This window comes from Kiloniella majae, from assembly GCF_002118315.1.
GTDB classification, from domain to species: Bacteria; Pseudomonadota; Alphaproteobacteria; order Kiloniellales; family Kiloniellaceae; genus Kiloniella; species Kiloniella majae.
On the sequence record NZ_MTSZ01000002.1, the window covers coordinates 418,568 to 442,385 of the forward strand.

Below are 23,818 nucleotides of genomic sequence, written 5' to 3' on the forward strand. Positions count from 1 at the left end.
TTAAATCCCCGCTTCCTGACGTTGACGCCGTAAGTGTGGCGGCATTTCTTTATAGACATCTTCAAACATATCACGCGTTGATGGTGATCCCCCGGAGTGGAGCGTGCCATGACTTTCAGCTTCTTTCTGTGCGGCAAGCACTGTGTCTTTAATTTCAGCTTCCGTCTGCAATTGACGTTCTTCCGACCAGATCCCTTTGCTAATCAGATGAAGCTTAAGACGCTCAATAGGATCACCTAATGGCCAAGCATCAGACTCCTCTTTGGGACGATAGGCAGCAGGGTCATCGGAAGTTGAATGCCCACCAGCACGATAGGTCACGTACTCGATCATAGTCGGACCAAGGTTCAAGCGGGCTCGCTCAGCAGCCCACTTTGCAACCGCATAAACAGCAAGGTAATCATTACCATCAACCCGAAGCGCTGGAATGCCAAAACCATGGCCCCGCGCGGCAAAAGTTCCCGATCCACCTTTTGCAATTCCCTGAAAGGTAGAGATCGCCCACTGGTTATTTACCACATTGAGAATAACAGGCGCTTTGTAAGTCGATGCAAAAACCAATGCTGCATGAAAATCTGATTCTGCGGTTGATCCATCACCGATCCAGCCAGCAGCAATCTTGGTATCGTTTTTAATGGCCGAGGCCATCGCCCAGCCAACAGCCTGAATATATTGCGTACCCAAGTTACCGGAAATAGAGAAGAAACCGTACTCTTTTTCAGAGTACATAATCGGGAGCTGACGCCCCTTAAGCGGATCTTCTTCGTTGGAATAGATCTGGTTCATCATCTTGACCATTGGGTAATCTTGCGCCAGCAAGAGACCAGCCTGACGATAGGTCGGGAAATTCATATCCCCTTTTTCCAGCGCACACTGGAAAGCAGTCGAGACAGCTTCTTCACCTAGATGTTGCATATAGAAGGATGTTTTTCCCTGTCTTTGTGCCATCATCATACGCGCATCAAAGGCCCGTAACGTCATCATATGACGCAAGCCTCTGATCAATTCATCATCACTCAACAGATCAGCCCAAGGACCAACGGCATCCCCGTCTCTGTTCAGGACACGAATAATAGAATAGGCGAGATCTCTGATCTCTTCTGGCGAAACATCAACATCAGGACGCCTTACTGAACCTGCTTTGGGTATCGTTACATTGGAGAAATCCGGTGTATCTCCGGGACGAAACTCTGGCTCTGGTACATGAAGATGAAGCCGTTTCTTTTCACTCATCTATTTTTCTCCACCAAGATATTTTTCTCTGGCACTTGTCGCTCCCTAGGTTCAGCCCCTTTTGCCGATTTCGGTTTGTTTTTAAGTACACTTTTAATCTCAAGTGTAATCCGGGACATAATCTCTGACAGTAATTATGACATATTATCGCTGGTGATTATTCCCAAAATGGTTACTATAAAGAACAAATTGAGCTATTTTTCTCTAACAAATACACCATGAGTAGTGATTTATGGAACTTGATGCGATTGATATAAAGATTTTGCGAATCCTTCAAACCGAAGGGCGTATTCGCTCCATTGAGCTGGCCGAACGTGTGGGCTTGTCGCCCACCCCCTGTGCCCGTCGCGTAAAAATGCTTGAAGATGAAGGTGTTATCACCGGCTATGCCGCACGGGTAGATCAAACCAAGCTTGGATATATGATCAATATCTTTGTCTCGGTTGAACTGGAAAAACAGGCGTCGGAGAACCTGAAGCAGTTTGAAGAGGAAATAGATAAGTTTGAAGAAGTTGTGGAATGTTACCTGATGACAGGTAGCCAAGATTTCTTGCTTAAGGTTGTTGCGACAGATCTTATGGCCTTCGAAAAATTTCTTCAGGAAAAGCTGACCCGCATTCCTACAATCCGGGCCGTAAGATCCCGTTTTGCCCTGCGCAGCATTGTAGAAAGAAATGCGCTGCCCAGTCCACAAAGACCATCCTAGTAATGCAAGAACCCAATTAAAGCTAAGCACCCTGAACATTATTGCTCCTGTTGCGTTGCCCCAAGAACCTACCGATCAACTACGACACATCATTACCGCATAAGTTGAACATAATATTTATAGTACCATCGCCCAAGCAAAAGAGATACGAAAATGGCCACCACAATAATGTGATGACCATTTTCATAAAACTATTCGACTATTTTTAGTGGTGTTTTTTATTCGGCAGCTTCCGGTAAAGCATTACGATGGCGGATTAACAAATCGCCAATACTATTGGCTTTGTGCTCTACCAATGTGTCAGGACCACCCCAGATCGGAACGGCACGGCCAAGTCTAGCCATAATGTCATAGATAATAAACTTGGCGACACCATTCCCCCCACGTGTGCCTTCATACAATAGCTGTAGAGGATAAGCTGCATTCCCGAGAACCGGGACGAAACCCAAAAGCAATGCAAACCAAGGGCGGCTTGTTCCCCGAGCGGTAGAGGCAATAATACGACAGCTCGTATAGATCGTACGCACGATTACACCACCACTGAAATAACCAATAATACCGCCTAAAAGGCCGATAACATCAAAAGCCCCCAACCCAAAGACAATAGCCAGAGTTGCAACCTTCACAAATGGTTTCAGCGCCATCAGCACGCCAAAGTCTGTAATATAAAGGCTGCTTTCGCTGTTTTCCATTTCATGCTTCAAAACATCGGCTTCACGCTCGGTAAGCTGACGACGTTTTTGCCAGTCTTCGATACTGCGCCCAACCAATAGCCTGCTCAACTGCGTTCTATAAGAAGGCAGGAACATAAAGGCTTTAATTTTTGGCATCAGGTTGCCAAGTTGCTTGATCAGTTTGCTCTCAGTTAGCAAAGATTTGGCTTTCCCGATAACTTTGCCCAAACCTTCTTTGACTTGCCGCCCATACCAGCGCAACGGATGTTTTTTATAATAATGCGTTTCTTCTTCTGAAATTTTACCACGAGCAAACTTCGACTGAATACTCCGCTGCAGACGCGACATGAAACGCCAGTCATCAGGCTTATGAATAAGACCGGATACATCAACACAAAGTGCCTCGTATTCCTGTTCACTCATCACCCCAAGAAGCGCATTTTTGTTTACCGCGATATAATCCCGAAGTTTTGCAACATCCACATCATCATAAAGGGGACGGCCATTAACAACAGTACGCTGTAGGTAGTACGTAAATAGAAGTTTAGGGTTCGCCGGGAATAGCGCAGGTACACCGGATTCCAGATCAACCCAGACCCAACGTTTTTCACCAGCATCTGTCGTTTCCAGCAAGAAGTTACTGGTCGCGACGGGATTACCATATCCGGCTTGCCAGGCAAGACCGTCAAACCCTGCGTCAAGAAGCAATCCCTGTAAGGGCTTCATGACATTCTCAACGAGATCCTGAATTTCAGTTTCTTTCAAAAAAGAATAAGGATGGTGCAATGATGGTGCCCGGCCATCAATGAATTCCATAGTAATTTCATTGGCACGGAATTCTTCATTCCAGGATACGGAAATAATCTCTGCTATACGAAGTTTACCGGGAAGCCAAAGCTTCATAAGAGCGGAAAGAACACGACGGCGACAGGCTGCTTCCAGGATTGATCCCTGATGCCAGATATAAGGGTTGTTCGCGCCAAAGATCACATTGTGAACCAGGCCAGCCAACGTGGAGCCTACAAATATCTTACGCGCTGTCGCACGGCCATCAGGAAGATGATCCAGATAAACAGTAGCCGATCGGCCGGCGCCAATCTTACGATCTTTTAAAGTCGACATTTAGTTATTTTCCAACCCTTGTACGGTGCCCGTATTCGCCCCTTCGATGAGTAAAACACCGAAAATAGAAATCAAAGCTGCGGGGAAATTTTTCGCGAGCAGCATATATCTATACTTTTTTTGTGGAAAAAACCACCCATAGCGAAATAAAAATGTCACTTTTATGCCTCAAATGCTTCACGAGCCTGTATCTCCTTGTGAAAACATCATGAAAACACAAAAATCTATATAAAGAAATCCTGATATAGCTTGCGTTGCACAAAAAAAGAGCATAGTTTCCTCAATAGATACTAATATCAATTTTGTGCGGCGAGTAACCATGGCCAATAAATTTCTAGACCTCTTAAAAACACGCGACTGGCTTCTTGCCGATGGCGCAACAGGCACCAACCTTTTCGAAGTAGGTCTGGAAACTGGCGATGCACCCGAACTTTGGAACGTTGATGAGCCAGAAAAAATCTACAATCTGCAAAAATCGTTTGTTGATGCTGGCTCGGACATTATTCTCACCAACACCTTTGGTGGCACACGAAACCGTATGAAGCTTCACAAAGCAGAAAATCGCGTCGCAGAAATAAACGCAGCTGCAGTTAAAATTACTAAACGAGTCGCTGATGAAGCGGGCCGACCAGTGGTTGTAGCCGGGTCAATGGGCCCCACAGGCGATATCTTTGAACCCGTTGGATCACTGACACGCGAAGAAGGAATAGCTGCATTTCGCGAACAAGCAGTGGCCCTTGCCGAGGCCGGCGCAGATGTTCTTTGGCTGGAAACAATCTCTGCACCGGAAGAGTTGGAAGCAGCCGTGACCGCATGTAGCGAAACCGGCTTACCGATTGTCACCACACTAAGCTTTGATACCAACGGCCGCACAATGATGGGCCTCACCCCCGGTGACTTTGCCGGACGCGTCAAGGAACTCTCAACTGTGCCTGTCGCCTATGGTGCCAACTGTGGCGTTGGGGCCTCCGAAATGGTGACAGCACTCCAAAATATGGCAATGTGCGCCCAGGAAGGCGATGTTCTGGTCTCAAAAAGCAACTGTGGTATCCCTGAATACGTTGATGGTGCTATTCGTTACACAGGCACTCCTGAACTGATGGCTGACTATGCCAGAATTGCCGTGGATTCTGGTATCAAGATTATCGGTGGTTGCTGTGGCACATCCCCAAATCACGTCAGACACATGCGTGAAGCTTTGGATAATCATACGCGAGGCCCCAAACCAAGTCTGGACGAAATCGTCGCCCGACTTGGTGAAATTTCAAATGGCGCACGCGAGATGAATGAAGCTGGCCCCTTAGGCGCAAAACCAACGGAACAAACCGGTGGTGGACGTCGACGTCGCGGTCGCGATCCTAAACGCAAAGCAGCAGATAATGGTAAGTTCCCGGGCCAAGAGTAACCAAGTTCATTCAAGAACTTCTTGAACACACACATCATACAGAACAAGGGGCCTCAATTTGAGGCCCCCTTTCTTATTCTCACGACAAGGTCGCGCAAAGTCTTTAATTAGAAAAGCGAGGTAACTAGTATTACAACAGGCTCTCTAACTCTTCGATCGACGTCAGCACGTGATCAGCAAGTGTTGACAACTCTTCCCGTCCGGTTGTGCCAGTCAGAACACCGACCTTCAAACCAACCCCGGCGTTCGTCCCCATTTCCATGTCATGTAAATTGTCACCAACAACAATAACATTTTCCGGGGTCACATCCATTGCCTTGCAAAAGCCTAAGACCATACCGGCAGTTGGCTTCAGACCATGACCAGAATCATAGCCGGCGATAAAGTCGAGTTTATCGATACAATCAAACCGCGATAAAGAACGTCTCGCCCCTTGCTCACTATCGCTTGTGGCTACGCCAAGTTTAAGACCACGTCCTTTCAAGCGGACAAATAACGCTGATAGATCCGTTACCGCTACAGCGGCAGATTCCCCATCTTCCTGAAAAATCGTTTCAACCTTGCGAATTAAGACATCATAATCTGCATGGGGTAGAAATTCGCACCACTTCGCAACAATTTCACCATTGCTACTCGCTGCCAACATGGAACCCGGTAAAACCCGACCTTGTTCCGCATCGTACCCAGTCGCAGTTAAAAGCTGCGCAGCAAGCTCTTCATCTCCCTCAGCAGCCACCAAAGCCGCTTTTTTGTTGAGGGGCATCCAGCTTTGTTCGTAATCAAGAAGGGTTCCATCCTTGTCGAACAAGATTGCCTTAATCGCCATAAGATCAGAGCCCTTTATTCAGCCGCATCGGCAATCGAACTTTGACGAAGAATTCCTTGATAGATTTCTTCATCGCCAACAACACCTACAAGCACGCCCTCTTCTGACAGTAAGACAGGATTACCTGTTGATTGACGAAGTTCAATCGCGCGCTTCATCGTTATTTCCGGGGAAGCGGTCACGATATTGCAATCGGGAATATCATCCAGTGAATGATCCGCTCCAAAACTAAAGACAGGGAGTTCTTCTTTGTCTTCAAAAGTTACTTTCTGCACTGCACCTTTGCTATCCAGAGCCACTTTAAAGGCATCGTATTTATCCAGGATAATACGCTCTCCGTCTTTGCGAAGATCACTAACAGGTGTCATCAATGACGCACAACGCAGAACATTCAATGGGTTCATATGTGCAACAAACTCGGCAACATATTCGTTGGCAGGGTTCAGAACAATTTCTTCTGGCTCACCATATTGAACAATACGGCCCCCTTCCATGATTGCGATATGCGTGCCAATTTTCAACGCTTCATCCAAATCATGGCTTACAAAGACAATCGTCTTTTTGAGGTTTCTCTGTAGTTCAAGCAGTTCATCCTGCAGATGATCGCGGATCAAAGGATCCAAGGCCGAAAAAGGCTCATCCATCAGCAGAATATCTGCATCCGTTGCGAATGCACGTGCAAGTCCCACACGCTGTTGCATCCCGCCAGACAGTTCATGAGCGTACTTGTCTTTCCACTGATCAAGACTAACCATCTTGAGCTTTTGTTCGACGATGGCTTCTCGTTCGGCTTTGGGCATACCTTTAAGCTCCAACCCCAAACCAACGTTCTCGGACACAGTCCGCCATGGCAACAGAGCAAACTGTTGAAAGACCATGGAAACTCGTTCCATACGCATATGACGTAGTGTTTTGGCATCACACGATGCAACATCAACGAGGTCATCACCATCACGAACAAGAACTTCACCACGTGTAACTTTGTTCAGACCGTTAACGGCGCGTAGTAGTGTTGATTTACCTGAGCCGGAAAGCCCCATCAGAACACAGATTTCGCCTTCTTCAATTTTAATAGACCCATCAGCGACACCAAGAACACATCCGGTTTTCTCAAGAATTTCTTCTCGTGTTTTGCCTGCATCAACCATTGGGATGGCTTCTTGCTGATTATCGCCAAAAACAATATCGACGTTTTTAAATTCTACAGCTGTCATTTTATTGTTCCATCCCTACCTTAAGCACCATCAACCGGCGCATTACGCTGTTTACACAGACGATCTAACAAAATCGCAACAACAACAATCGCAAGACCTGCTTCAATCCCCATGTCAATCTGACGGGAATTCAACGCGCGAACAACAGGTTTACCAAGACCACTTGCCCCTACGAGAGCACCAATCACGACCATAGAGAGCGAGAGCATAATACACTGTGTTACACCAGCCATAATCGTGGGCAGAGCGTATGGGATCTCGACCTTCCACAGTAGTTGCTTCTTAGTGGCGCCGAACGATTCAGCAGCCTCAATCAAAGGCTTAGGCACAGAAGAGACACCAAGGTGCGTCAAACGCACGGGCGCGGCAACCGCAAAAATCACCGTCGCAACAAGCGCAGGCACCATCCCGAGGCCAAAGAGTGTCATTGCAGGAATGAGATAAACAAACGTTGGAATTGTCTGTAAAAGATCAAGAACAGGTCGCAAGAGAGAATACAACCAAGGGCGATGAGCTGCTGCGATACCAATTGGAACGCCCGTAATCATACAGACAACGGTGGCATAAACGACAAGAACAAGAGATTCAATTGTCTCTGTCCAGTAACCGAGGTTTACAATGAACAGTAATGACAAGAAGACAAACAGGGAAAGTTTCCATGTCCGCTGTAGGTACTGCGCAAGCCCAGTAATCATGATAATCAACACAATCGATGGTACGAACAAAAGCATGTCCACTGTGCCATCAATCAGGAAAGTACCGCCATCAGTTATTGCGTCAAAAAATCCCGCAAAGTTATCGATAAGAAAGTCAAAAAAGCTTTCACCCCATTTTCCTACAGGAATTTTATGGTCAACTAACCACTGCTCGATGCCGGACATTGCTAATCCCTCTGCTCCAAAGCGAACCCATAAATGATTTCTTATGTGTTCTTTTTTCGTTATTACCAGCTTTCAAGGTAAAAAAGCTTTATCTATTTACCTACATTTCCATCACTGGTTTTATTTTTATATAACATACAAGAGGGCCGACAGAATGCCAGCCCTCAGTAAAACTTATTTGGCGTAAAGCTTAAAGGCCAAGGTGACCTTTTACTGCGGCAAGACCGTCGCCACCATCAAATGTGGTAACACCATCAAGCCATGCATCCAATGCACCTGGATTTTCTTTTAGCCATTCTGTCGCGGCAACAGGACCTTCTTTACCATCGTCAAGAATGGCACCCATGATTTCATTTTCCATGGCAAGTGTGAAGCCCAGGTTACCCAGAAGCTTACCCATGTTCGGGCAGTCACTTGCGTAACCTTTTCTAACGTTTGTATGAACATTTGCGCCACCAAAGTTAGGACCGAAAACGTCATCGCCACCCGTAAGATAGGTCAACTCGAAGTTTGCGTTCATTGGGTGTGGAGCCCAACCGAGAAAAACAACGCCTTTTTCACGACGTGTTGAACGCGCAACCTGCGACAACATACCGGCTTCGGATGATTCAACAACTTCAAAATCTTTGAGACCAAAGGTATCTTTGTCAATCATCCCCTGAATAAGGCGGTTACCATCATTACCAGGCTCGATACCATAGATTTTGCCATCAAGGTCATCTTTGAACTTTGCAATGTCAGCAAAATCTTTCAAACCTTTGTCAGCAAGATACGTTGGAACGGCAAGTGTATATTTGGCCCCTTCGAGATTAACACGAACGGTCTCAACAGAACCTTCATCACGATAAGGTGCGATATCGGCTTCCATCGTTGGCATCCAGTTACCTAGGAAAACATCAACGTCACCGTTCTTTAGACCAGCATATGTCACAGGAACAGAAAGAATTTGAGTTTCCGGCTGATAGCCAAGGCCTTCCAGAACAACAGATGCTACTGCAGTTGTTGCTGTGATATCAGTCCATCCAACATCGGAAAAAGTAACAGATTGACAGCTAGCTGGGTCAGCAGCATGCGCCCCAGTTGTAAAACCAGCTGCAGCGATGGCCAGTGTACTAGCCGAAATCAAGTGTTTGAGGTTCATTCACTTGTCTCCATTTTTTATGCCACAAGAGGACCCCGTGGCTCTAATTGATTTTAGCAAGATACCCGCAAGTTCATTATTATTCTAGCAGGATCTTTGCCTGATTAACTCCCTAGTACGATCGAAACTATCGTCGTAACTCCACTATCAATAATTTATTTTGATTGAACGTTCAATCAAAATAAATTATTGATAGATATAACGCAGTCACCAAGCCATGAGCAAATGCTGTGATTTTATAAATCAAATCAAAAGCTAAGTTCAAAAAAATGCGTAACAAAAACAGGAAATAAACACACAAATTTTTTGTTTCAATGTCTCCCCAAGAACTGAAACATTGGATAAAAGGATACAAGATCTTGCCAAAAGTCGGAATGGAAGAGATTCGGAAAACCCAGTTGATCGAAGCAACAATTGCGATGATCCACGAGGAAGGGTTTACCAATGCCAGCATTTCGAAAATAAGCAAACGTGCAGGGCTGTCTTCCGGAATTGTTGCTCATTACTTTGATGATAAATCAGGCTTGTTAACGGCAACACTCCAATATCTAATGCGCAAGTTAGGCGAAGAAACAAAAAAGCAACTGGAACACGCCAATACACCAATTGAACGGCTACTTGCTGTTGTGAATTCAAACTTCTCAGATGAGCAGTTCAAGTCAGGCGTAGTTGATGTCTGGCTGGCATTTTGGGCTTTGGTCCCAACTTCGGAAAAATTGGGACGCCTGCACAAAATCAATGAACGACGCATGCAAAGCAATTTTCAACACGCGTTAAAACCTTTGCTTCCCGAACATATGGTTGCCAGCACTGCAACGGGCTTAGCCGCCATGGTCGAAGGGCTTTGGATACGCTGTGCCCTGACAGAAGGCGGGGTCACCCCAAAAGAGGCCATCACGATTATGGAAAGTTACATCAGCAGTCAGATATTGGCTCATCAGAAGTAACTCAAGGCACTAAATTTAAACAATTCAGATACATTAGAACAATACGTTACGATTTCGAGGATTAAAACAATGGCAAAGCTTCCTACTCAACAGCTTTACATAAACGGTAAGTATACAGACGCCACATCCGGTGAAACATTTGAGACCATAAACCCAGCGACTGGTGATGTAATTTGTAACGTCCAGATTGCTTCAGCAGCAGATGTTGATAAAGCTGTTGAAGCCGCCAAGGCCGGTTTCAAGATTTGGTCCAAAATGAGCGGCACCGAAAGAAGCCGTATTCTCTTAAAAGCCGTTGCTCTACTCCGTGAACGCAATGACGAGCTTGCGGCTCTTGAAGTTGCTGACACAGGGAAACCAATGCAGGAAGCAAACTGCGTCGATGTTGAATCAGGTGCAGAATGTATCGAATACTTTGCTGGCCTCGCTGCCTCAATCAATGGTGAACATATCCAACTCGCGAACGGCAACTTTGCCTATACTCGTAAAGAACCATTGGGTGTCTGTGCTGCCATCGGCGCATGGAACTATCCAATCCAGATCGCATGCTGGAAATCCGCCCCTGCCCTCGCATGCGGCAATACAGTTATTTACAAGGCATCTGAGGTTACCCCGCTTACTGCACTGAAATTAGCAGAAATCTATACAGAAGCGGGCCTGCCTGACGGAGTTTTCAATGTTGTGTCCGGTTTGGGCCCCGTTGGTCAAATGCTGTCCGAGCATGAAGGCATCGAGAAAATTTCCCTGACCGGTTCAGTTCCGACCGGGAAGCGCGTGATGGAATCAGCCTCAAAAACCCTCAAGCATGTGACGCTTGAACTTGGTGGAAAATCACCTCTTATCGTGTTTGATGATGCAAATCTGGACAACGCCGTGTCAGCCGCCATGCTTGCAAACTTTTATACTCAGGGGGAGATCTGTTCCAACGGAACTCGTGTATATGTCCACAAAGACATCAAAGAAGCCTTTTTGAAGAAGCTCATTGAGCGCACATCCAAGATGATTATTGGCGATCCCATGGATCTGGAAACACATGTCGGTTCGCTCATCCATAAAGAACATATGGAAAAGGTGCTAAACTACATCGAAATCGGCAAAAAAGAAGGCGCAACCCTGGCCTATGGCGGAAACCAAATCACCGTCGAAGGTTTCGGAAAAGGCAGCTTTGTCGAACCAGCCATCTTCACAGATGTAAAGGCTGACATGCGTATCGCAAAGGAAGAAATCTTTGGTGCAGTTATGTCCGTTATAACTTTCGATACAGAAGATGAAGTCGTCGCTGCTGCCAACGATACACAATTTGGCTTGGCTGCTGGTGTCTTTACACAGGATATCAATCGTGCACATCGCGTGATTGAAAACCTGGAAGCCGGAACTTGCTGGATCAACAATTATAACATAACGCCAATCGAAATGCCTTTTGGCGGATACAAACAATCTGGTATTGGTCGTGAAAATGGCACCGCAGCAATCAATCACTTTACTCAACTGAAATCAGTTTATGTTGAGATGGGGGATGTGGATTGCCCTTACTAGAATACTCTTCTGCGATACCCTTCTGGGATAAAGGCTAAATCATCATGGAATTTGCACTTCACGAACGCCTTCAAGCCGATACGGTGACCATAACAGAACTCGCACATTGTCGGGTTCTGCTTATGAATGACAGCCAATATCCTTGGCTGATCCTCGTACCTCGCTACAACGACCTTCGTGATTTGCATGACCTGCCAAAAGATCTCTTTTCTGCCGTAATGAAAGAAATCAGGTATGTCTCAGAAGTACTTACTGAAGAATGCAATGCCTTTAAGATCAATGTTGCGGCACTGGGAAATATGGTTCCACAGCTCCACATCCATGTCATTGCGCGCTTTGAAAGTGACGCGGCCTGGCCCGGTCCGGTCTGGGGCATAAAAGAACCACGCCCTTATACACCAGATGATCTAAAGGATATCAAAGTTAAACTTGAAACCGCAATCGAAGGTGGGCGCAAATCACCTGAGTAAAACTGCCTCCCTGAGCTCAGCTCAAGTTGTTTTCCTCAGGCTTCCTGCCTTACCATACCCACCAACCGATTGCGGTTTCCTTTTTCGAACTAAACAACTGCATCCAAATGAGCTCCCATCAGATGCACATTGTTAGCTGAGGCTTTGAGCTAACAAATAAACGCGCTTACTTCTTAGCCAAACAAGACACCAAATTGTCCCCTAGGCTCGACATCAAGTTTTTATAAGCTTCCGGTCCTGCTTCCAGTTTGGCTCCTAACGGATCTAACTCACCAATTTTGACCTCTAGATTCTCAGCAAGAACCTCGACCACAACAGGCTTAAATTGAGGCTCTTGATAAATGCATTCTGCTTTTCTGTCCCGGATAACATCCCTGAGTTCAGAAATACGCTTTGCCCCTGGTTTACGCTCTGCATCAATCGTCACCGACCCCACAGCTGACAGAGAGAATTCATTTTCAAAATACTGATAAGCGTCATGAAAAACCAAATAAGGCTTTTTCTCATACCCGGAAATCTGTCCCTTAAGATCTTGTTTCAAAACATCCAGATCAGCGAGCGTCTTTTCGACGTTGCTTTGATAAGTAGATGCATTATCAGGGTCAATTTCCGTTAGCTCGCCCCCAACACGACTTACAATGGCCTTGGCATTCTCAATTGAAAGCCAAATATGCGGATCGAACTTTCCATGATCATGTTCGTGATCATCGTGATGAACATGCTCTTCCCCATGTTCATGCTCTTCTTCGTGTTCATGTTCACCTTCGTGCTCGTGCTCATCTTTGTGTTCATGTTCATTATCATGCGCATGATCATCATGGCCTTCGTCGTGGTCACTATGTTCCTCATGCTCTTCATGTTCACCGTCATGATGCTCATCATGATCGTGAGCGCCTTCGGACCATTGTCCGGAATGACGGTTTTCCAAAAGGGTAACCCCTTTAATCTCCATCAATTCCAGCGCTTTCGCGTTTTCTTTTCTTGCTGCAATCGGCTTCTCAAGAAAAGTTTCCAATCCTTCCCCAACCCAAACAATAAGATCAGCATTATTCAGCGCCTTGACTTGCGACGGACGCAAACTGTAGCCGTGTGGGGAAGATCCTTGATCCATCAAGAGTTCAGCTTCTCCCACACCTTCCATTACGGATTGAACCAGTGAATGAACCGGTAAGATAGACACCGCAACCTTGGGCGGCTCGCCAGCAAAACTAGAAAGCGCAGTACCGCAAGTGATCGATCCGACAACAGTCCCAAAGATGGCACCATTTCGCAATTTGTTATGAAGTCTCGACATAGAGAATAATATTCCTCAGGTATTGCTTGCGATTAAAAAACCACAAGTCAAAGAAAGTTTAGGTGATAAATTTTAATTTTGTTATGTTATAACATTTACAACATTGTCAAGACAAGATAAGAAAAGAGTATGGAAAACTTTGATACAGTCTCACTTTCGTTTTGTGGTGGAACCCACGACCACAAGAACTGTGTAACCACGGCTCTGGATGAAGCGGAACAACTCTGCATTTCGCGTGGAGTACGCCTGACAGACGCAAGAAAGCGTGTACTAGAACTTGTTTGGGAAAGTCACCACCCTATCGGGGCTTATGACGTTCTCTCAAAGCTATCGCAAGAAAGCGGGAAGACAGCCCCCCCGACAGTATATAGAGCACTCGATTTTTTGTTAGAACAAGGTCTTATCCATAGAATAGAATCTCTAAACGCTTTTGTTGGTTGTTCTCACCCCGCAGAAGAGCATTCAGGTCTGTTTCTTATTTGCAAAGATTGCGGCTGCGCTGCAGAAGTGCATGACGCAACGATTGATAAAGCAATTCTGGAAAAAACGGACACGCTCGGCTTTAAAGCAGAGCAACGAATGCTTGAAGTTCGAGGTCTGTGCCCCGATTGCACAGCGTAACAGAGAAAATTAAACACCCTTTTAAAGCACCAACAATTTTCCACGAACACATGAGATCATGCTTAAGACCCAAAACGATAACACCCCAAAAATAACACCATGACATCCAGTATCGCGAAACCAGCAAGTGAAAGTGATCTGAACTGTGGCTGTGGGCACGACCACCTAGCCCCTTCGCCCAGTGGAGAACCTCTAATTCATGCTGAAAACCTGACCATTAAATTTGGTGGGAAAACGGCTATCCATGATGTCAGTTTAACAGTTCACAAAAACGAAATCGTTACCCTGATCGGACCAAACGGTGCTGGAAAATCCACACTACTCCGCGCTTTATTAAAGGCAATAAAACCTACAGATGGTGAAATTTGGCGTAAACACGGCCTTGTAATCGGCTATGTTCCCCAGAAGCTTAATATTGATCCAATTATGCCCATGACTGTGGAACGTTTTTTGTCCATACCAGATAAACGCCCCCTTTCCGAGCGTGAGGCAGCCTTGAAAGATGTCGGAGCTCATCACACCCTGAAACAAGCCGTGCAAAGCCTATCAGGCGGAGAATTTCAACGTGTTCTGCTTGCGCGCGCAATTCTTAGGAAACCCGATCTTCTGGTTTTGGATGAACCCGTTCAAGGTGTCGATTTTCAAGGCCAGACAGAACTCTACAAGCTCATCTCTCGACTGAAAGAACAATCAGGCTTTGGCATTTTAATGGTTTCTCACGATCTGCATATCGTTATGGCGGAAACCGATCGTGTGGTTTGCATTAACGGCCATGTCTGTTGCTCTGGCGCACCGACCCAGGTTAGTGACAGCCCGGAATATCTGGCCCTGTTCGGTGGACAGACAAAACCTGGCCTCGCGGTTTACCATCACCTTCATGATCATTCTCATGAGTGTAACCATGACCACTCCTCTACAATGTCGGACGAAGCATGATATTGGAAGATTTTTTTCTACGCGCACTTGTTGCGGGTATTGGTGTTGCCTTGATTTCCGGGCCTCTGGGATGCTTTGTAGTCTGGCGCAGAATGGCTTATTTTGGGGACACGCTTGCGCACTCTGCCCTGCTAGGTGTCGCGCTTGGGTTGTTACTCGGCTTTAACCTAACTGTTGGTATTATTGGCACAGCTATCGTAATTGCCTTAACCGTTACGCTTTTCCAACATCAAAAAAGAATTGCAAGCGATACATTACTAGGAATCATGGCTCATTCCAGCCTTGCGATCAGCCTCGTCGTTCTTGGCCTTTTACAAGGATATCGGGTTGATTTGCTATCCTATCTTTTTGGGGATGTTCTCGCCGTAAATTATGAAGATATTTATTGGATTTATGGTGGGGGTGTTGTTGCCCTGTCTCTCCTTGCCTATATCTGGAAAGATCTCCTTGCCCTGACACTTCATGAAGAACTCGCACGGGCTGAGGGTATAAATGTCACTCTTATTCAGACACTCTTTATGATAACAGTCGCAATCGTCATCGCCATTGCGATGAAGGTAGTTGGCGTTCTTCTCATCACCTCTTTACTTATTATTCCTGCCGCTGCAGCAAGGCGCTTTGCCAAAACGCCTGAACAGATGGCAGTTATTGCATCACTGATCGGCAGTCTCTCAATTATCATAGGTCTCTTTGGCTCTTTGGAATGGGATACACCATCAGGTCCATCCATTGTTGTTGCCGAAGTTATACTTTTTCTGAGCAGTTTAATTTTTGGTGGTTTAATCCTAAGCCAAACATCAAAAGCTAGAGGGAAATAAGCTGCCCGGAGTCACGCATTTCCTGAATAATAACTTCTTCACGTGCATTAAACTCTTTGATTTCAGCTAATAGCCACTCGCGGAATTTTTTTATCTTAGGGACATTTCTACGAGCTTTAGGATAGGCTAGCCAATAGCCATAACCCTCATCACGACAAAGTTTATCAAAGGGTTGCATCAACGTACCGCGCTTTAAAGAATCACGAAAGAATGCGGGCGTTAAAATCGCCACACCCTGGCCAGCTTCAGCAGCCCTTGCCTCTAGCAATTGCAACATCATACCACTTTTTTGACGACACTTTAGATCATCAGTAGGTAGGCCAACCGCCTCAAACCAACTTCTCCACCAAGGATCTGAAATACCAACAAGCGGTAGTTTCAAAAGATCGGATGGCTGATGGATACCACCAATAGATTCAGCAAGTTCCGGGTTCACTAGAGGCGTAAAATCACATGGGATCAAAAAATGAGATTCCAAACCATCCCAGCTACCACCACCCGAACGTATCCCAACATCAAATTCCTCACGGGTAAAATCAACAAGAGGTAAAGAAGTATCAAGACGGACAGCAAGGTCGTCGTGCTTTATTTGAAAGCTCCCCATTCGCTCAGCCAAAAAGCTCGCGGCAAAAGTTGTCACAGCAGTAATGGATAATAGTCTTTGGCTACTATCCTCAGCCATAACAAATGCGCTACGCAGAAGCTCAAAAGCTTCGGTTATAACCGGGGCAATCCGACGGCCAGTTTCGGTTAAACTTACCTGTCTTGGCTTACGTAAAAAGAGGGCGGTTCCAACCCTCTCCTCAAGAATTTTCATCTGATAACTGACAGCAGCCTGCGTCATCCCAAGTTCTTCGGATGCTCGGGTAAAACTTCCATGACGCGCCGCAGCTTCAAAAACACGTAACGATGAAAGCGGGGGTAATTTTGAAGTCATAATGCATAAAATCTCCTTATGTATAGTAATCAGAATTTAGTTGGATATTCAAGCAGACATTACGCACATTAGAAACAAGAGGAAATGAAGCCACAAGGAGATATGACAAAATGGCTATCGCAAATAATCCATGCAATTCACATTACGTTGCAACACCAATCAAAAATAGAACCAGCTTATGGACTATCCGTAACCTATTAAAAAAAATATTTAAATTTAATAAGAAGAGAAACATCACAACTCTTAAAGACATGCATGACCTTCCAATGCATATCAAAAAAGATATCGGTTTTTGGGACGTAAAACCTGAAGAACGCCCCCGTTTACCAACCTACCATTAAGAGTTTATCTAGATTGAGCGCAATGAACTTGACAGTACATTGCACTCAATCACCTTATCAATTGCCTGACTAAGCAGTGATCGACTTTCAGGGGCTGTCAAGCAGATACGAATGTGATGTGTTGGCTGAGGTGTCGTCGCAAACAACTCCCCCGAAACCACATCGATTCCAGCGTCATGAAGCTTATTAGCAGCATCATTAGCCGTACCAGAAACCGCGAGCCAAAGATGGGGGCAAGGTGTTTTCTCCCAGTTCACAGCTCCCATTTTTTTAAATCGCGATTTCGCGAGGCTCCAACGAGCCTCAACCTCGTGCCTTTGCCAGTCAGCCCTGGCGAAGGCACGCCCTTCTAATATCCATAAGTTTGCCAGTTCAACAATAAAAGGGCTCATGGCCCAATTCGTTGCATGAACCTCTGCATCAATAGGCCCAATAAGACGCTGACACCCGCTAACAAACCCATATCTCAGTCCGGGAGCAACCGACTTTGAAAGGCTTGAAATCAAAACTGCGTGGTCGGGTAAATGAACAGACAATGGTCTATTCCCACTCAAAGGCCCGTAGACATCATCCTCAATAACAACAATGTCGTGACGCTTGATGATTTTAACAATATCAGAGCACCTTTGCTCTGAAGTTGTAAAGCCTGTGGGGTTGTTCAAATTAGGGTTAAGGACAAGAATTTTCGCACCACTTGTTATCAGGGCTTTTTCCAATCCTTCTGGATTGATGCCATCTTCATCACATTCAATTCCAACGAGCTTAAGCCTTAACTGACGAGCAACGGCTTTCATCCCCGGAAAGGTAAATTTTTCAACGAGGACTTTATCTCCAGGCTCGCACAGAGCGAGTAATGACGCCAAGAGTGCCTGCTGTCCCCCGGCACAGGGAACAATGTCGCTCGGTTTCACTTCATAACCACGCCAAGATAACCACTGACTCGCCGCAAATCTGGTCCGCATAAGTAAATCAGATGAATGGTATGAAAAAGCCTGAGTTCCGGCTCCTCTCTCAAGTGCTTCAAACAGTAAATTTTGCGCGTTCCTATCGTCTGGATGTACCGCAGGAATATTGGTAGATAGGTCAAAACTCCCGTTCGCAACTGAATCTTTCCCAGAATCCTTAAGGGCAAAAAGCTCTGCTTCCCGGCTTGTCGCCAGGACATAGGTTCCCCGACCAACTTCCCCCCCAATCAGATGTCGTTTTGTTGCTTCTTTATAGGCCTGACTAACGGTACTAACGTTTAGCTTCAGCTCCCAAGCTAGATCACGATGGGTTGGCAAGCGTTCTCCGGCCAAAAGATCACCTTTTTGGATTGCCTTTGAAATGGCGTCAACAATTGCCAGGTACTTGGTTTTTGTTTCCGGATTTAATTCAGGTTTCCACATAGCTTCCATTTTATTGTATGCCATACAATATTAATATTGAACCACACAATCAAGTTGCTACTCTTTTAAAAGCCGTAATGACAGACAATCAGTTCTCATCACCGACCACAGAAACTCGATTGCTGACCCAATATTAAGAAAGAGATGATCATGTTTACAAAGCAACAGCTTGAAAGCGCTGCACAATACATCTACCAGCATATGTCTGCGACCCCGCAGTACAGCTGGCCACAGATAAACACTAAAGCAGGCTGTACAGTCGTTGTTAAGCATGAAAATCACACGCCAATCGGTGCCTTCAAAGCACGTGGTGGACTGACATTTATGAGCTGGTTACGTACCAACCACCCTGATATCCAGGGTATCATTACAGCAACACGCGGTAATCACGGCCAGGCCCAGTCTTTTGCCGCCTCAATGGCAGGGATCAAACCTGTGATCGTCGTTCCCCACGGGAACTCTCGAGAAAAAAATAATGCTATGCGCGCTTTTGGGGCAGAACTCATCGAACACGGGGCCGACTTTAACGAAGCACTTCTTGAAGTGACACGATTGGCAAAAGAGAGAAATCTTTTTGTTGTTCCCCCTTTCCATGAACAGATCATGCTCGGCGTTGCCACTTATGGATTAGAGCTAATGACAGCCCATCCGGATCTGGATAGCATCTATGTTCCCATTGGCTGTGGATCAGGTATATGTGGCACCATAACAGCACGGAATGCTCTGGGGACCAAAACCAAAATTATCGGTGTGGTTTCTGACCAATTTCCTGCGGCAAAGAAATCTTTTGAAAGTGGCAAAATCATCAATACAGGAGCAGCTAGTTCATTTGCTGACGGCATGGCAGTGCGCACGCCGATACCAGATGCCTATAGCATCTATTCTAAGGGTGCCGAGCGAATTGTTGAGGTTAGCGATAATGAAATCGCCGAAGCAACCAGAATATATTTCAGCGATACACATAACGCGGTAGAAGGCGCAGGAGCAGCTTCACTTGCTGCTGTATTAAAAGAAAGAGATCAGTTAAAAAACAAAAAAGTTGGTGTCGTTCTGACTGGTGGCAACATCGATACAAGTATGTTCAAAACTATATTAGAAGGAAACACACCAGTCGGCTGATTGACACGACACAATCTAGGCTAGTTAACAAACTCTCCGTCCATGGGAATTTCCAGCTCAGAAAACGAAGAATGTGCCGAAATAAACATGGAGAAGCGCTTCATAAAGGGGGAAAATTCAGCCCCCAGATAGTGATAGAGGGAGGCGGTGTTAATTTTTTCAAATCTTACAGGTGTAATCTGAAACCCTTTTTCCGCTTGATAAGAAGCAACTGAAAAATCAGTTGATAGAAATGCACCGACCTCTCCATGATCAAAGGCGAGAAAAACATCTTCAACACTGTTAAATATCTTGCCACGGCGCCCATCCATATACTTTTCCTGCCATAAAATCCCTCGCACGTAACCAATTGGTAATTGAGCGGCTAGATCTTTATTTGGGTGAGCCCATAACGAGTTGTTAATTGTAAAAATCGGGATTTCTGAGCGCACAAACGACCGCTTGTATTTACTCTCTGCTATCCGCAGTCTGTAAAGTTCACCATCAACAGAAGAATTGTTAAAAGCAGCAAGAGCTCTCCGACCAGGTAAAGCTTGAACAACGATCTCACAACCAAGCGCTTTATAGACACTCTTGAGAATACGCTCCCCGGTATCCGCCAAGACACTTTCCCCGATACTGGCAATCTTCCGAGGGCAATCGTCTTTTTTCTCTTCAGCAAACGTCACTGAAGAAATAGAAAGCATTGAGATAACGAATACCCAGCGCATCATGAAAAACATCACCGTAATCAATTGCCACCAACGCGGTGCCACCACTTTACTGCAAGGATCTTAATTTTAGATTACTCGCCGCTAAGCCATTATAAATAAATATAAAATACATCTAAGTATAAAAAAAAAGACCGAGAGAAAATCATCTAAAAGAAAAATGGGCTGTAGCAAATGCCACAGCCCAAGTTTAGCTAACCTGACACAAACACCTAAAATGTCAAGCCGCCTTCCAATTCCTGTAATACCTCAATTTATAGCCTTATGGCAACGGGTATGTTGTTTTATTATATGAAGAAATAATGGATGGTTTGTTCTTGGAAATAAAAGCTGTTCGCGCTTCGAATGATTACATTCCCCAACATCGATGCATAAAACATACGACTTTCTTTGCCAGCATTATGTCTAATTCTCTCATACCAAACAGCTACAAACTTAGGCTTTCAACACTTTCTTCTCTTCTGCTGGGCGATGTATCTCTTCACCCATTACATGGTTGATCGCCTCGACAAGCTCACCTCGATTAATCGGCTTGGCAACACACGCATCCATGCCTGCATCCCGATATTCTTCTTGGTGTTCTTTCATTGCATCAGCGGTCAAGGCCACAATAGGTATTGCTGATTTCTCTGTATCAAATTTTCGAATTTCCCGGGTCGCATCCGGACCGCTCATTTCCGGCATACGTACATCCATGAGAATAAGATCAAAATCATTTTCCTTAACAGCATCCAAAGCTTCAAGACCGTTTACAGCCAGCTCTGAAGTGTGCCCCAATGCCTCGATAGTAAATTCAATAATACGTTGGTTGATCCTGTTATCTTCAACAATAAGAAGATGTAGCGATCTCACCGTTTCAAAATCATCCGTATTCTTTTTAATTTGATCTGTACGAACAGACGATGTCGCGGCAATGTTTGGCAAAGTAAACCAAAAAGTACTCCCTTGCCCAAACGTACTTTCGACACCAATTTCCCCACCCATAAGTTTAGCCAGACGCTTACAGATAACGAGTCCGAGGCCAGTTCCCTCATACTTCCTAGAAATAGAAGCATCAGCCTGCTTGAATTCTGAAAATAGCTCGGGCAACACATCTTCACGAATGCCAATGCCAGTATCTATAACAGAGATTTTAAACATTTCTTGCCCTGTTGCAGATTGATATCTCTCGCCAACAACAGTCAAAGTACCTTTGTGGGTAAACTTGAAAGCATTACCAATTAAATTCAACAGAATTTGTCTTATTCGAGTAGGGTCCGAATTAACTTCATTTGGGAAGTCATCGGAAAGCCGCAGCTCAAGCTTAAGTTCATCACCTTCTCTTTTACCACGATTAAAAAGTGAAAAAACATCCCTTATAAGCTCTGGCAAAGAGAAATCAACACGCTCTATTTCCAGTTTTCCAGCGTCCAGCTTAGAAATATCCAAAATATCATTAATCACCCTGAGCAAAGAATTTGTACAATCTTTAATGCGTTCAACTTTATCCAGGCTCTCAGGTTTCAGCCTGTCTTCCAACAACATATCCGCAAAACCAATGACGCCTGTCATCGGGGTTCTTATTTCATGGCTCATTGTTGCCAAGAACTCTGATTTCGCCAGGTTAGCACTTTCCGCTTCCTTCCTGGCAGCGATCAATGCTTTCTCAGCAATTTTCCGCTCTGCAATTTCACCACGAAGCTCTTTAGTTCTTTCCTCAACATTCGTTTCCAGCTCCAAATGCCTGCCTGTTCCCAAAAGCGCCAGAAACCCGATAAGAGAAGTAATGAGTAATCCGGGAATAAGGATTTCCCAGCCACTTTTTTGTAACCTCTCTTTAAAATAGCTATCAAGAATTCTGAGGTTCACCTCCCAATTACGACCAGGCATATTAACAGCATAGGTCCAGCTTTGAGCAGTTTGCTCATTTTTTACTCCGGTATCATCTAATAACGAAGAGTATAAAATGCTTGCTTCTTCACTTTTCGCAGATCGATCAAACAGAGAAAGGTGGAAACCACTTGTTTCCATATTGGGAAAGAGTGTTTTTATAATATCCCCCACACGAAAAACACCTGTGTGATACCCCAACAGGGCTTGTTGTCGATCATCTACGGTATCAAGTACACTATTTTTTCGATAGTGCGGTCGAAAAACCAATACACCAGCCTGACTTGCCCCTTCCTGTACTAACGTAATTTTCCCCGTTGTAACCGGCTCGCCCGTATCTCTCGCCAGATCCAAGGCCTCTCGGCGAACAGGATTGGAAAGAACGTTAAAGCCAAGTGCCTTTCTGTTAGCCTCTAAAGGTTCAATCATCAATACAGGAACATATTCATCACGGGGCAATGCTGAAATAAGATTTCCCTGGTCATCACGCTCTTTAATACCTGCCCCTTCCCCGTAATATGTCTCAAACCTGTTTTCTGTTCTTGCACGTTGGATATCCGTAATACGCGGGTTCCATGAAACGGCTTGTAAAGCAGGAAAATCAGTTAAAGTAGAGTTAGAAAAAATTTGGAACTGTTCAGGGGTGACATCTTGAACGGCATGAAACACCCCTTCTTGTACATGTAAAATATTTATATGGCCTTTGAGTGTCAGGTTTAACTCCTTTGCCATATCTGCAGCACTTTGTTCCAGCTCAAACATGACATTGGATTTATCGATAGATCTTACATAACCATAGGACACAATCGTTAAAGCAAAGGTTGAAAGCAAAATTCCGGAAACGATTGCCCGGCGCTTGTATCCAGCCTTTTCATGATCAAGGCGCCAGACCAAAATCAAAGGCGTAAAAATCAATACACCTAATGTATCCCCACCCCACCACGTAAGGGTCGTAGCAAACCAATCACCCGCACCGATAATCCCGCTTAACACTAAAACAGTGACACCAATCATCGCACTGACAATACAGCTCAGAGGGCCAGCAAAAACAAAAAAGCGGATAATCTTATCAAAGGAAATCAGTCTATTGGGATACTCGCCAAAACGATAAACAAGATACCGTCCCGCCAAAGCTTGAAGCGTTGCCCCGACAGCAATACCGATCGCAACTAAAAATGAGCCCAAAGAAACGTTGGCAAGTAATTCGAGTGAATTTACTGATAAAATATTAGCGCAAAAGCTTCCCAGAAAAATACCGGGCCACACCCTGTTTCCAAAAAGCAAAACCGCAGCTAAAGCAATTCCTGAAGGAGGCCATATAGCCGTAGCATACCCGGTTTCAATCGCCCAGCTTAGTCCCAGCCACCCAGTGCCACCATACGCAACGGCCAACAAGAGTATTATAATTAAACCGGGTATCATGGGCGTATCACCTGTCCCATCGGGGAAATCACCGGAAACAGGATTGTCTGTATTCACGCCATACGTTTCACTCATTTTAAGCGAGAAATTTCCCAAGCAAGGGTTTAAGAATGAACCACACTATCTACCTTGGATGGTAACCCTCTAAAACTTAAGAAATACTTAGTCGTGAATTCGCCTCTAAATTTTTGATGAATCTGAAAAAAAG

21 protein-coding genes are annotated in these 23,818 nt (G+C 45.2%); 10 read left to right on the forward strand and 11 right to left on the reverse strand.

The window, feature by feature from the left end; all coding sequences use genetic code 11:
* A complete protein-coding gene (locus tag BKB51_RS08075) occupies nucleotides 1–1,233 on the reverse strand; it encodes a 3-methyl-2-oxobutanoate dehydrogenase (2-methylpropanoyl-transferring) subunit alpha (protein WP_085900578.1) in 1,233 nt (410 codons plus the stop codon).
* A 232-nt stretch (nucleotides 1,234–1,465) separates the two neighbouring features.
* Here BKB51_RS08075 and BKB51_RS08080 point away from each other — a divergent pair, with 232 nt between their 5' ends.
* Entirely contained in the window at nucleotides 1,466–1,939 is a 474-nt protein-coding gene (locus BKB51_RS08080) for an Lrp/AsnC family transcriptional regulator (protein WP_085900579.1), read from the forward strand.
* 218 nt (nucleotides 1,940–2,157) lie between these two features.
* On the opposite strand, the gene BKB51_RS08085 is transcribed toward BKB51_RS08080, so the two are convergent.
* Entirely contained in the window at nucleotides 2,158–3,735 is a 1,578-nt protein-coding gene (locus tag BKB51_RS08085) for a hypothetical protein (protein WP_085900580.1), read from the reverse strand.
* A 319-nt stretch (nucleotides 3,736–4,054) separates the two neighbouring features.
* On the opposite strand from BKB51_RS08085, the gene bmt reads away from it, so the two are divergent.
* The gene (gene bmt, locus BKB51_RS08090; RefSeq protein WP_085900581.1) at nucleotides 4,055–5,140 is read left to right on the forward strand and encodes a betaine--homocysteine S-methyltransferase; all 1,086 of its coding nucleotides are present in this window, start codon (nucleotides 4,055–4,057) and stop codon (nucleotides 5,138–5,140) included.
* Nucleotides 5,141–5,270: 130 nt separating this feature from the next.
* Here bmt and BKB51_RS08095 read toward each other — a convergent pair whose 3' ends face one another.
* From BKB51_RS08095 to BKB51_RS08110, 4 genes are all read right to left on the reverse strand, one after another.
* Nucleotides 5,271–5,966 (reverse strand): HAD family hydrolase, encoded by a 696-nt coding sequence (locus tag BKB51_RS08095; protein WP_085900582.1) that lies wholly within the window; start codon nucleotides 5,964–5,966, stop codon nucleotides 5,271–5,273.
* Between the two features lie 14 nt (nucleotides 5,967–5,980).
* Nucleotides 5,981–7,180, reverse strand: a complete 1,200-nt coding sequence (gene choV, locus BKB51_RS08100) for a choline ABC transporter ATP-binding protein (protein WP_085900583.1) — start codon at nucleotides 7,178–7,180, stop codon at nucleotides 5,981–5,983.
* Nucleotides 7,181–7,200: 20 nt separating this feature from the next.
* Nucleotides 7,201–8,061, reverse strand: a complete 861-nt coding sequence (choW, locus tag BKB51_RS08105; RefSeq protein ID WP_085900584.1) for a choline ABC transporter permease subunit — start codon at nucleotides 8,059–8,061, stop codon at nucleotides 7,201–7,203.
* A gap of 190 nt (nucleotides 8,062–8,251) precedes the next feature.
* Nucleotides 8,252–9,202 (reverse strand): choline ABC transporter substrate-binding protein, encoded by a 951-nt coding sequence (locus BKB51_RS08110; RefSeq protein WP_085900585.1) that lies wholly within the window; start codon nucleotides 9,200–9,202, stop codon nucleotides 8,252–8,254.
* Nucleotides 9,203–9,561: 359 nt separating this feature from the next.
* Between BKB51_RS08110 and betI the strand changes: the two genes are divergently transcribed.
* The 3 genes from betI (at nucleotide 9,562) to BKB51_RS08125 (ending at nucleotide 12,155) form a co-directional block, all read left to right on the forward strand.
* Entirely contained in the window at nucleotides 9,562–10,149 is a 588-nt protein-coding gene (gene betI / locus BKB51_RS08115; protein ID WP_158090178.1) for a transcriptional regulator BetI, read from the forward strand.
* Between the two features lie 69 nt (nucleotides 10,150–10,218).
* Nucleotides 10,219–11,685 carry a betaine-aldehyde dehydrogenase gene (betB, locus tag BKB51_RS08120; RefSeq protein ID WP_085900587.1) on the forward strand — a complete coding sequence of 489 codons (1,467 nt, stop codon included), beginning with the start codon at nucleotides 10,219–10,221 and terminating at the stop codon, nucleotides 11,683–11,685.
* Between the two features lie 44 nt (nucleotides 11,686–11,729).
* Nucleotides 11,730–12,155, forward strand: a complete 426-nt coding sequence (locus BKB51_RS08125) for an HIT domain-containing protein (RefSeq protein ID WP_085900588.1) — start codon at nucleotides 11,730–11,732, stop codon at nucleotides 12,153–12,155.
* Between the two features lie 166 nt (nucleotides 12,156–12,321).
* Here the strand turns inward: BKB51_RS08125 and BKB51_RS08130 are convergent, their stop codons facing one another.
* Nucleotides 12,322–13,449, reverse strand: a complete 1,128-nt coding sequence (locus tag BKB51_RS08130; protein ID WP_085900589.1) for a zinc ABC transporter substrate-binding protein — start codon at nucleotides 13,447–13,449, stop codon at nucleotides 12,322–12,324.
* A gap of 129 nt (nucleotides 13,450–13,578) precedes the next feature.
* On the opposite strand from BKB51_RS08130, the gene BKB51_RS08135 reads away from it, so the two are divergent.
* The 3 genes from BKB51_RS08135 to BKB51_RS08145 all read left to right on the forward strand — a co-directional run bounded on the left by BKB51_RS08135 (nucleotide 13,579) and on the right by BKB51_RS08145 (nucleotide 15,824).
* Nucleotides 13,579–14,070 carry a Fur family transcriptional regulator gene (locus tag BKB51_RS08135; protein WP_085900590.1) on the forward strand — a complete coding sequence of 164 codons (492 nt, stop codon included), beginning with the start codon at nucleotides 13,579–13,581 and terminating at the stop codon, nucleotides 14,068–14,070.
* 99 nt (nucleotides 14,071–14,169) lie between these two features.
* Complete coding sequence (locus BKB51_RS08140) at nucleotides 14,170–15,006, forward strand: ATP-binding cassette domain-containing protein (protein ID WP_085900591.1); 837 nt, start codon at nucleotides 14,170–14,172, stop codon at nucleotides 15,004–15,006.
* Nucleotides 15,003–15,824, forward strand: coding sequence for an iron chelate uptake ABC transporter family permease subunit (locus BKB51_RS08145; RefSeq protein ID WP_179187900.1), 822 nt, complete (start codon nucleotides 15,003–15,005; stop codon nucleotides 15,822–15,824). The genes BKB51_RS08140 and BKB51_RS08145 overlap by 4 nt, the downstream gene beginning before the upstream one ends.
* Here the strand turns inward: BKB51_RS08145 and BKB51_RS08150 are convergent.
* Nucleotides 15,811–16,761: a LysR family transcriptional regulator gene (locus BKB51_RS08150; RefSeq protein WP_085900592.1), complete on the reverse strand. Its 951-nt coding sequence runs from the start codon at nucleotides 16,759–16,761 to the stop codon at nucleotides 15,811–15,813. The genes BKB51_RS08145 and BKB51_RS08150 overlap by 14 nt on opposite strands.
* Nucleotides 16,762–16,871: 110 nt before the next feature.
* On the opposite strand from BKB51_RS08150, the gene BKB51_RS08155 reads away from it, so the two are divergent.
* The gene (locus BKB51_RS08155) at nucleotides 16,872–17,102 is read left to right on the forward strand and encodes a hypothetical protein (RefSeq protein WP_085900593.1); all 231 of its coding nucleotides are present in this window, start codon (nucleotides 16,872–16,874) and stop codon (nucleotides 17,100–17,102) included.
* A gap of 8 nt (nucleotides 17,103–17,110) precedes the next feature.
* Here the strand turns inward: BKB51_RS08155 and BKB51_RS08160 are convergent, their stop codons facing one another.
* Nucleotides 17,111–18,490 (reverse strand): aminotransferase-like domain-containing protein, encoded by a 1,380-nt coding sequence (locus BKB51_RS08160; protein ID WP_218043986.1) that lies wholly within the window; start codon nucleotides 18,488–18,490, stop codon nucleotides 17,111–17,113.
* Nucleotides 18,491–18,640: 150 nt separating this feature from the next.
* On the opposite strand from BKB51_RS08160, the gene BKB51_RS08165 reads away from it, so the two are divergent.
* A complete protein-coding gene (locus tag BKB51_RS08165; RefSeq protein ID WP_198946679.1) occupies nucleotides 18,641–19,609 on the forward strand; it encodes a threonine dehydratase in 969 nt (322 codons plus the stop codon).
* Between the two features lie 20 nt (nucleotides 19,610–19,629).
* On the opposite strand, the gene BKB51_RS08170 is transcribed toward BKB51_RS08165, so the two are convergent.
* Together BKB51_RS08170 and BKB51_RS08175 are read right to left on the reverse strand one after the other, a co-directional pair.
* A complete protein-coding gene (locus BKB51_RS08170) occupies nucleotides 19,630–20,322 on the reverse strand; it encodes a hypothetical protein (protein ID WP_085900596.1) in 693 nt (230 codons plus the stop codon).
* 432 nt (nucleotides 20,323–20,754) lie between these two features.
* The gene (locus BKB51_RS08175; protein ID WP_085900597.1) at nucleotides 20,755–23,685 is read right to left on the reverse strand and encodes a CHASE domain-containing protein; all 2,931 of its coding nucleotides are present in this window, start codon (nucleotides 23,683–23,685) and stop codon (nucleotides 20,755–20,757) included.
* Nucleotides 23,686–23,818: the final 133 nt, after the last annotated feature.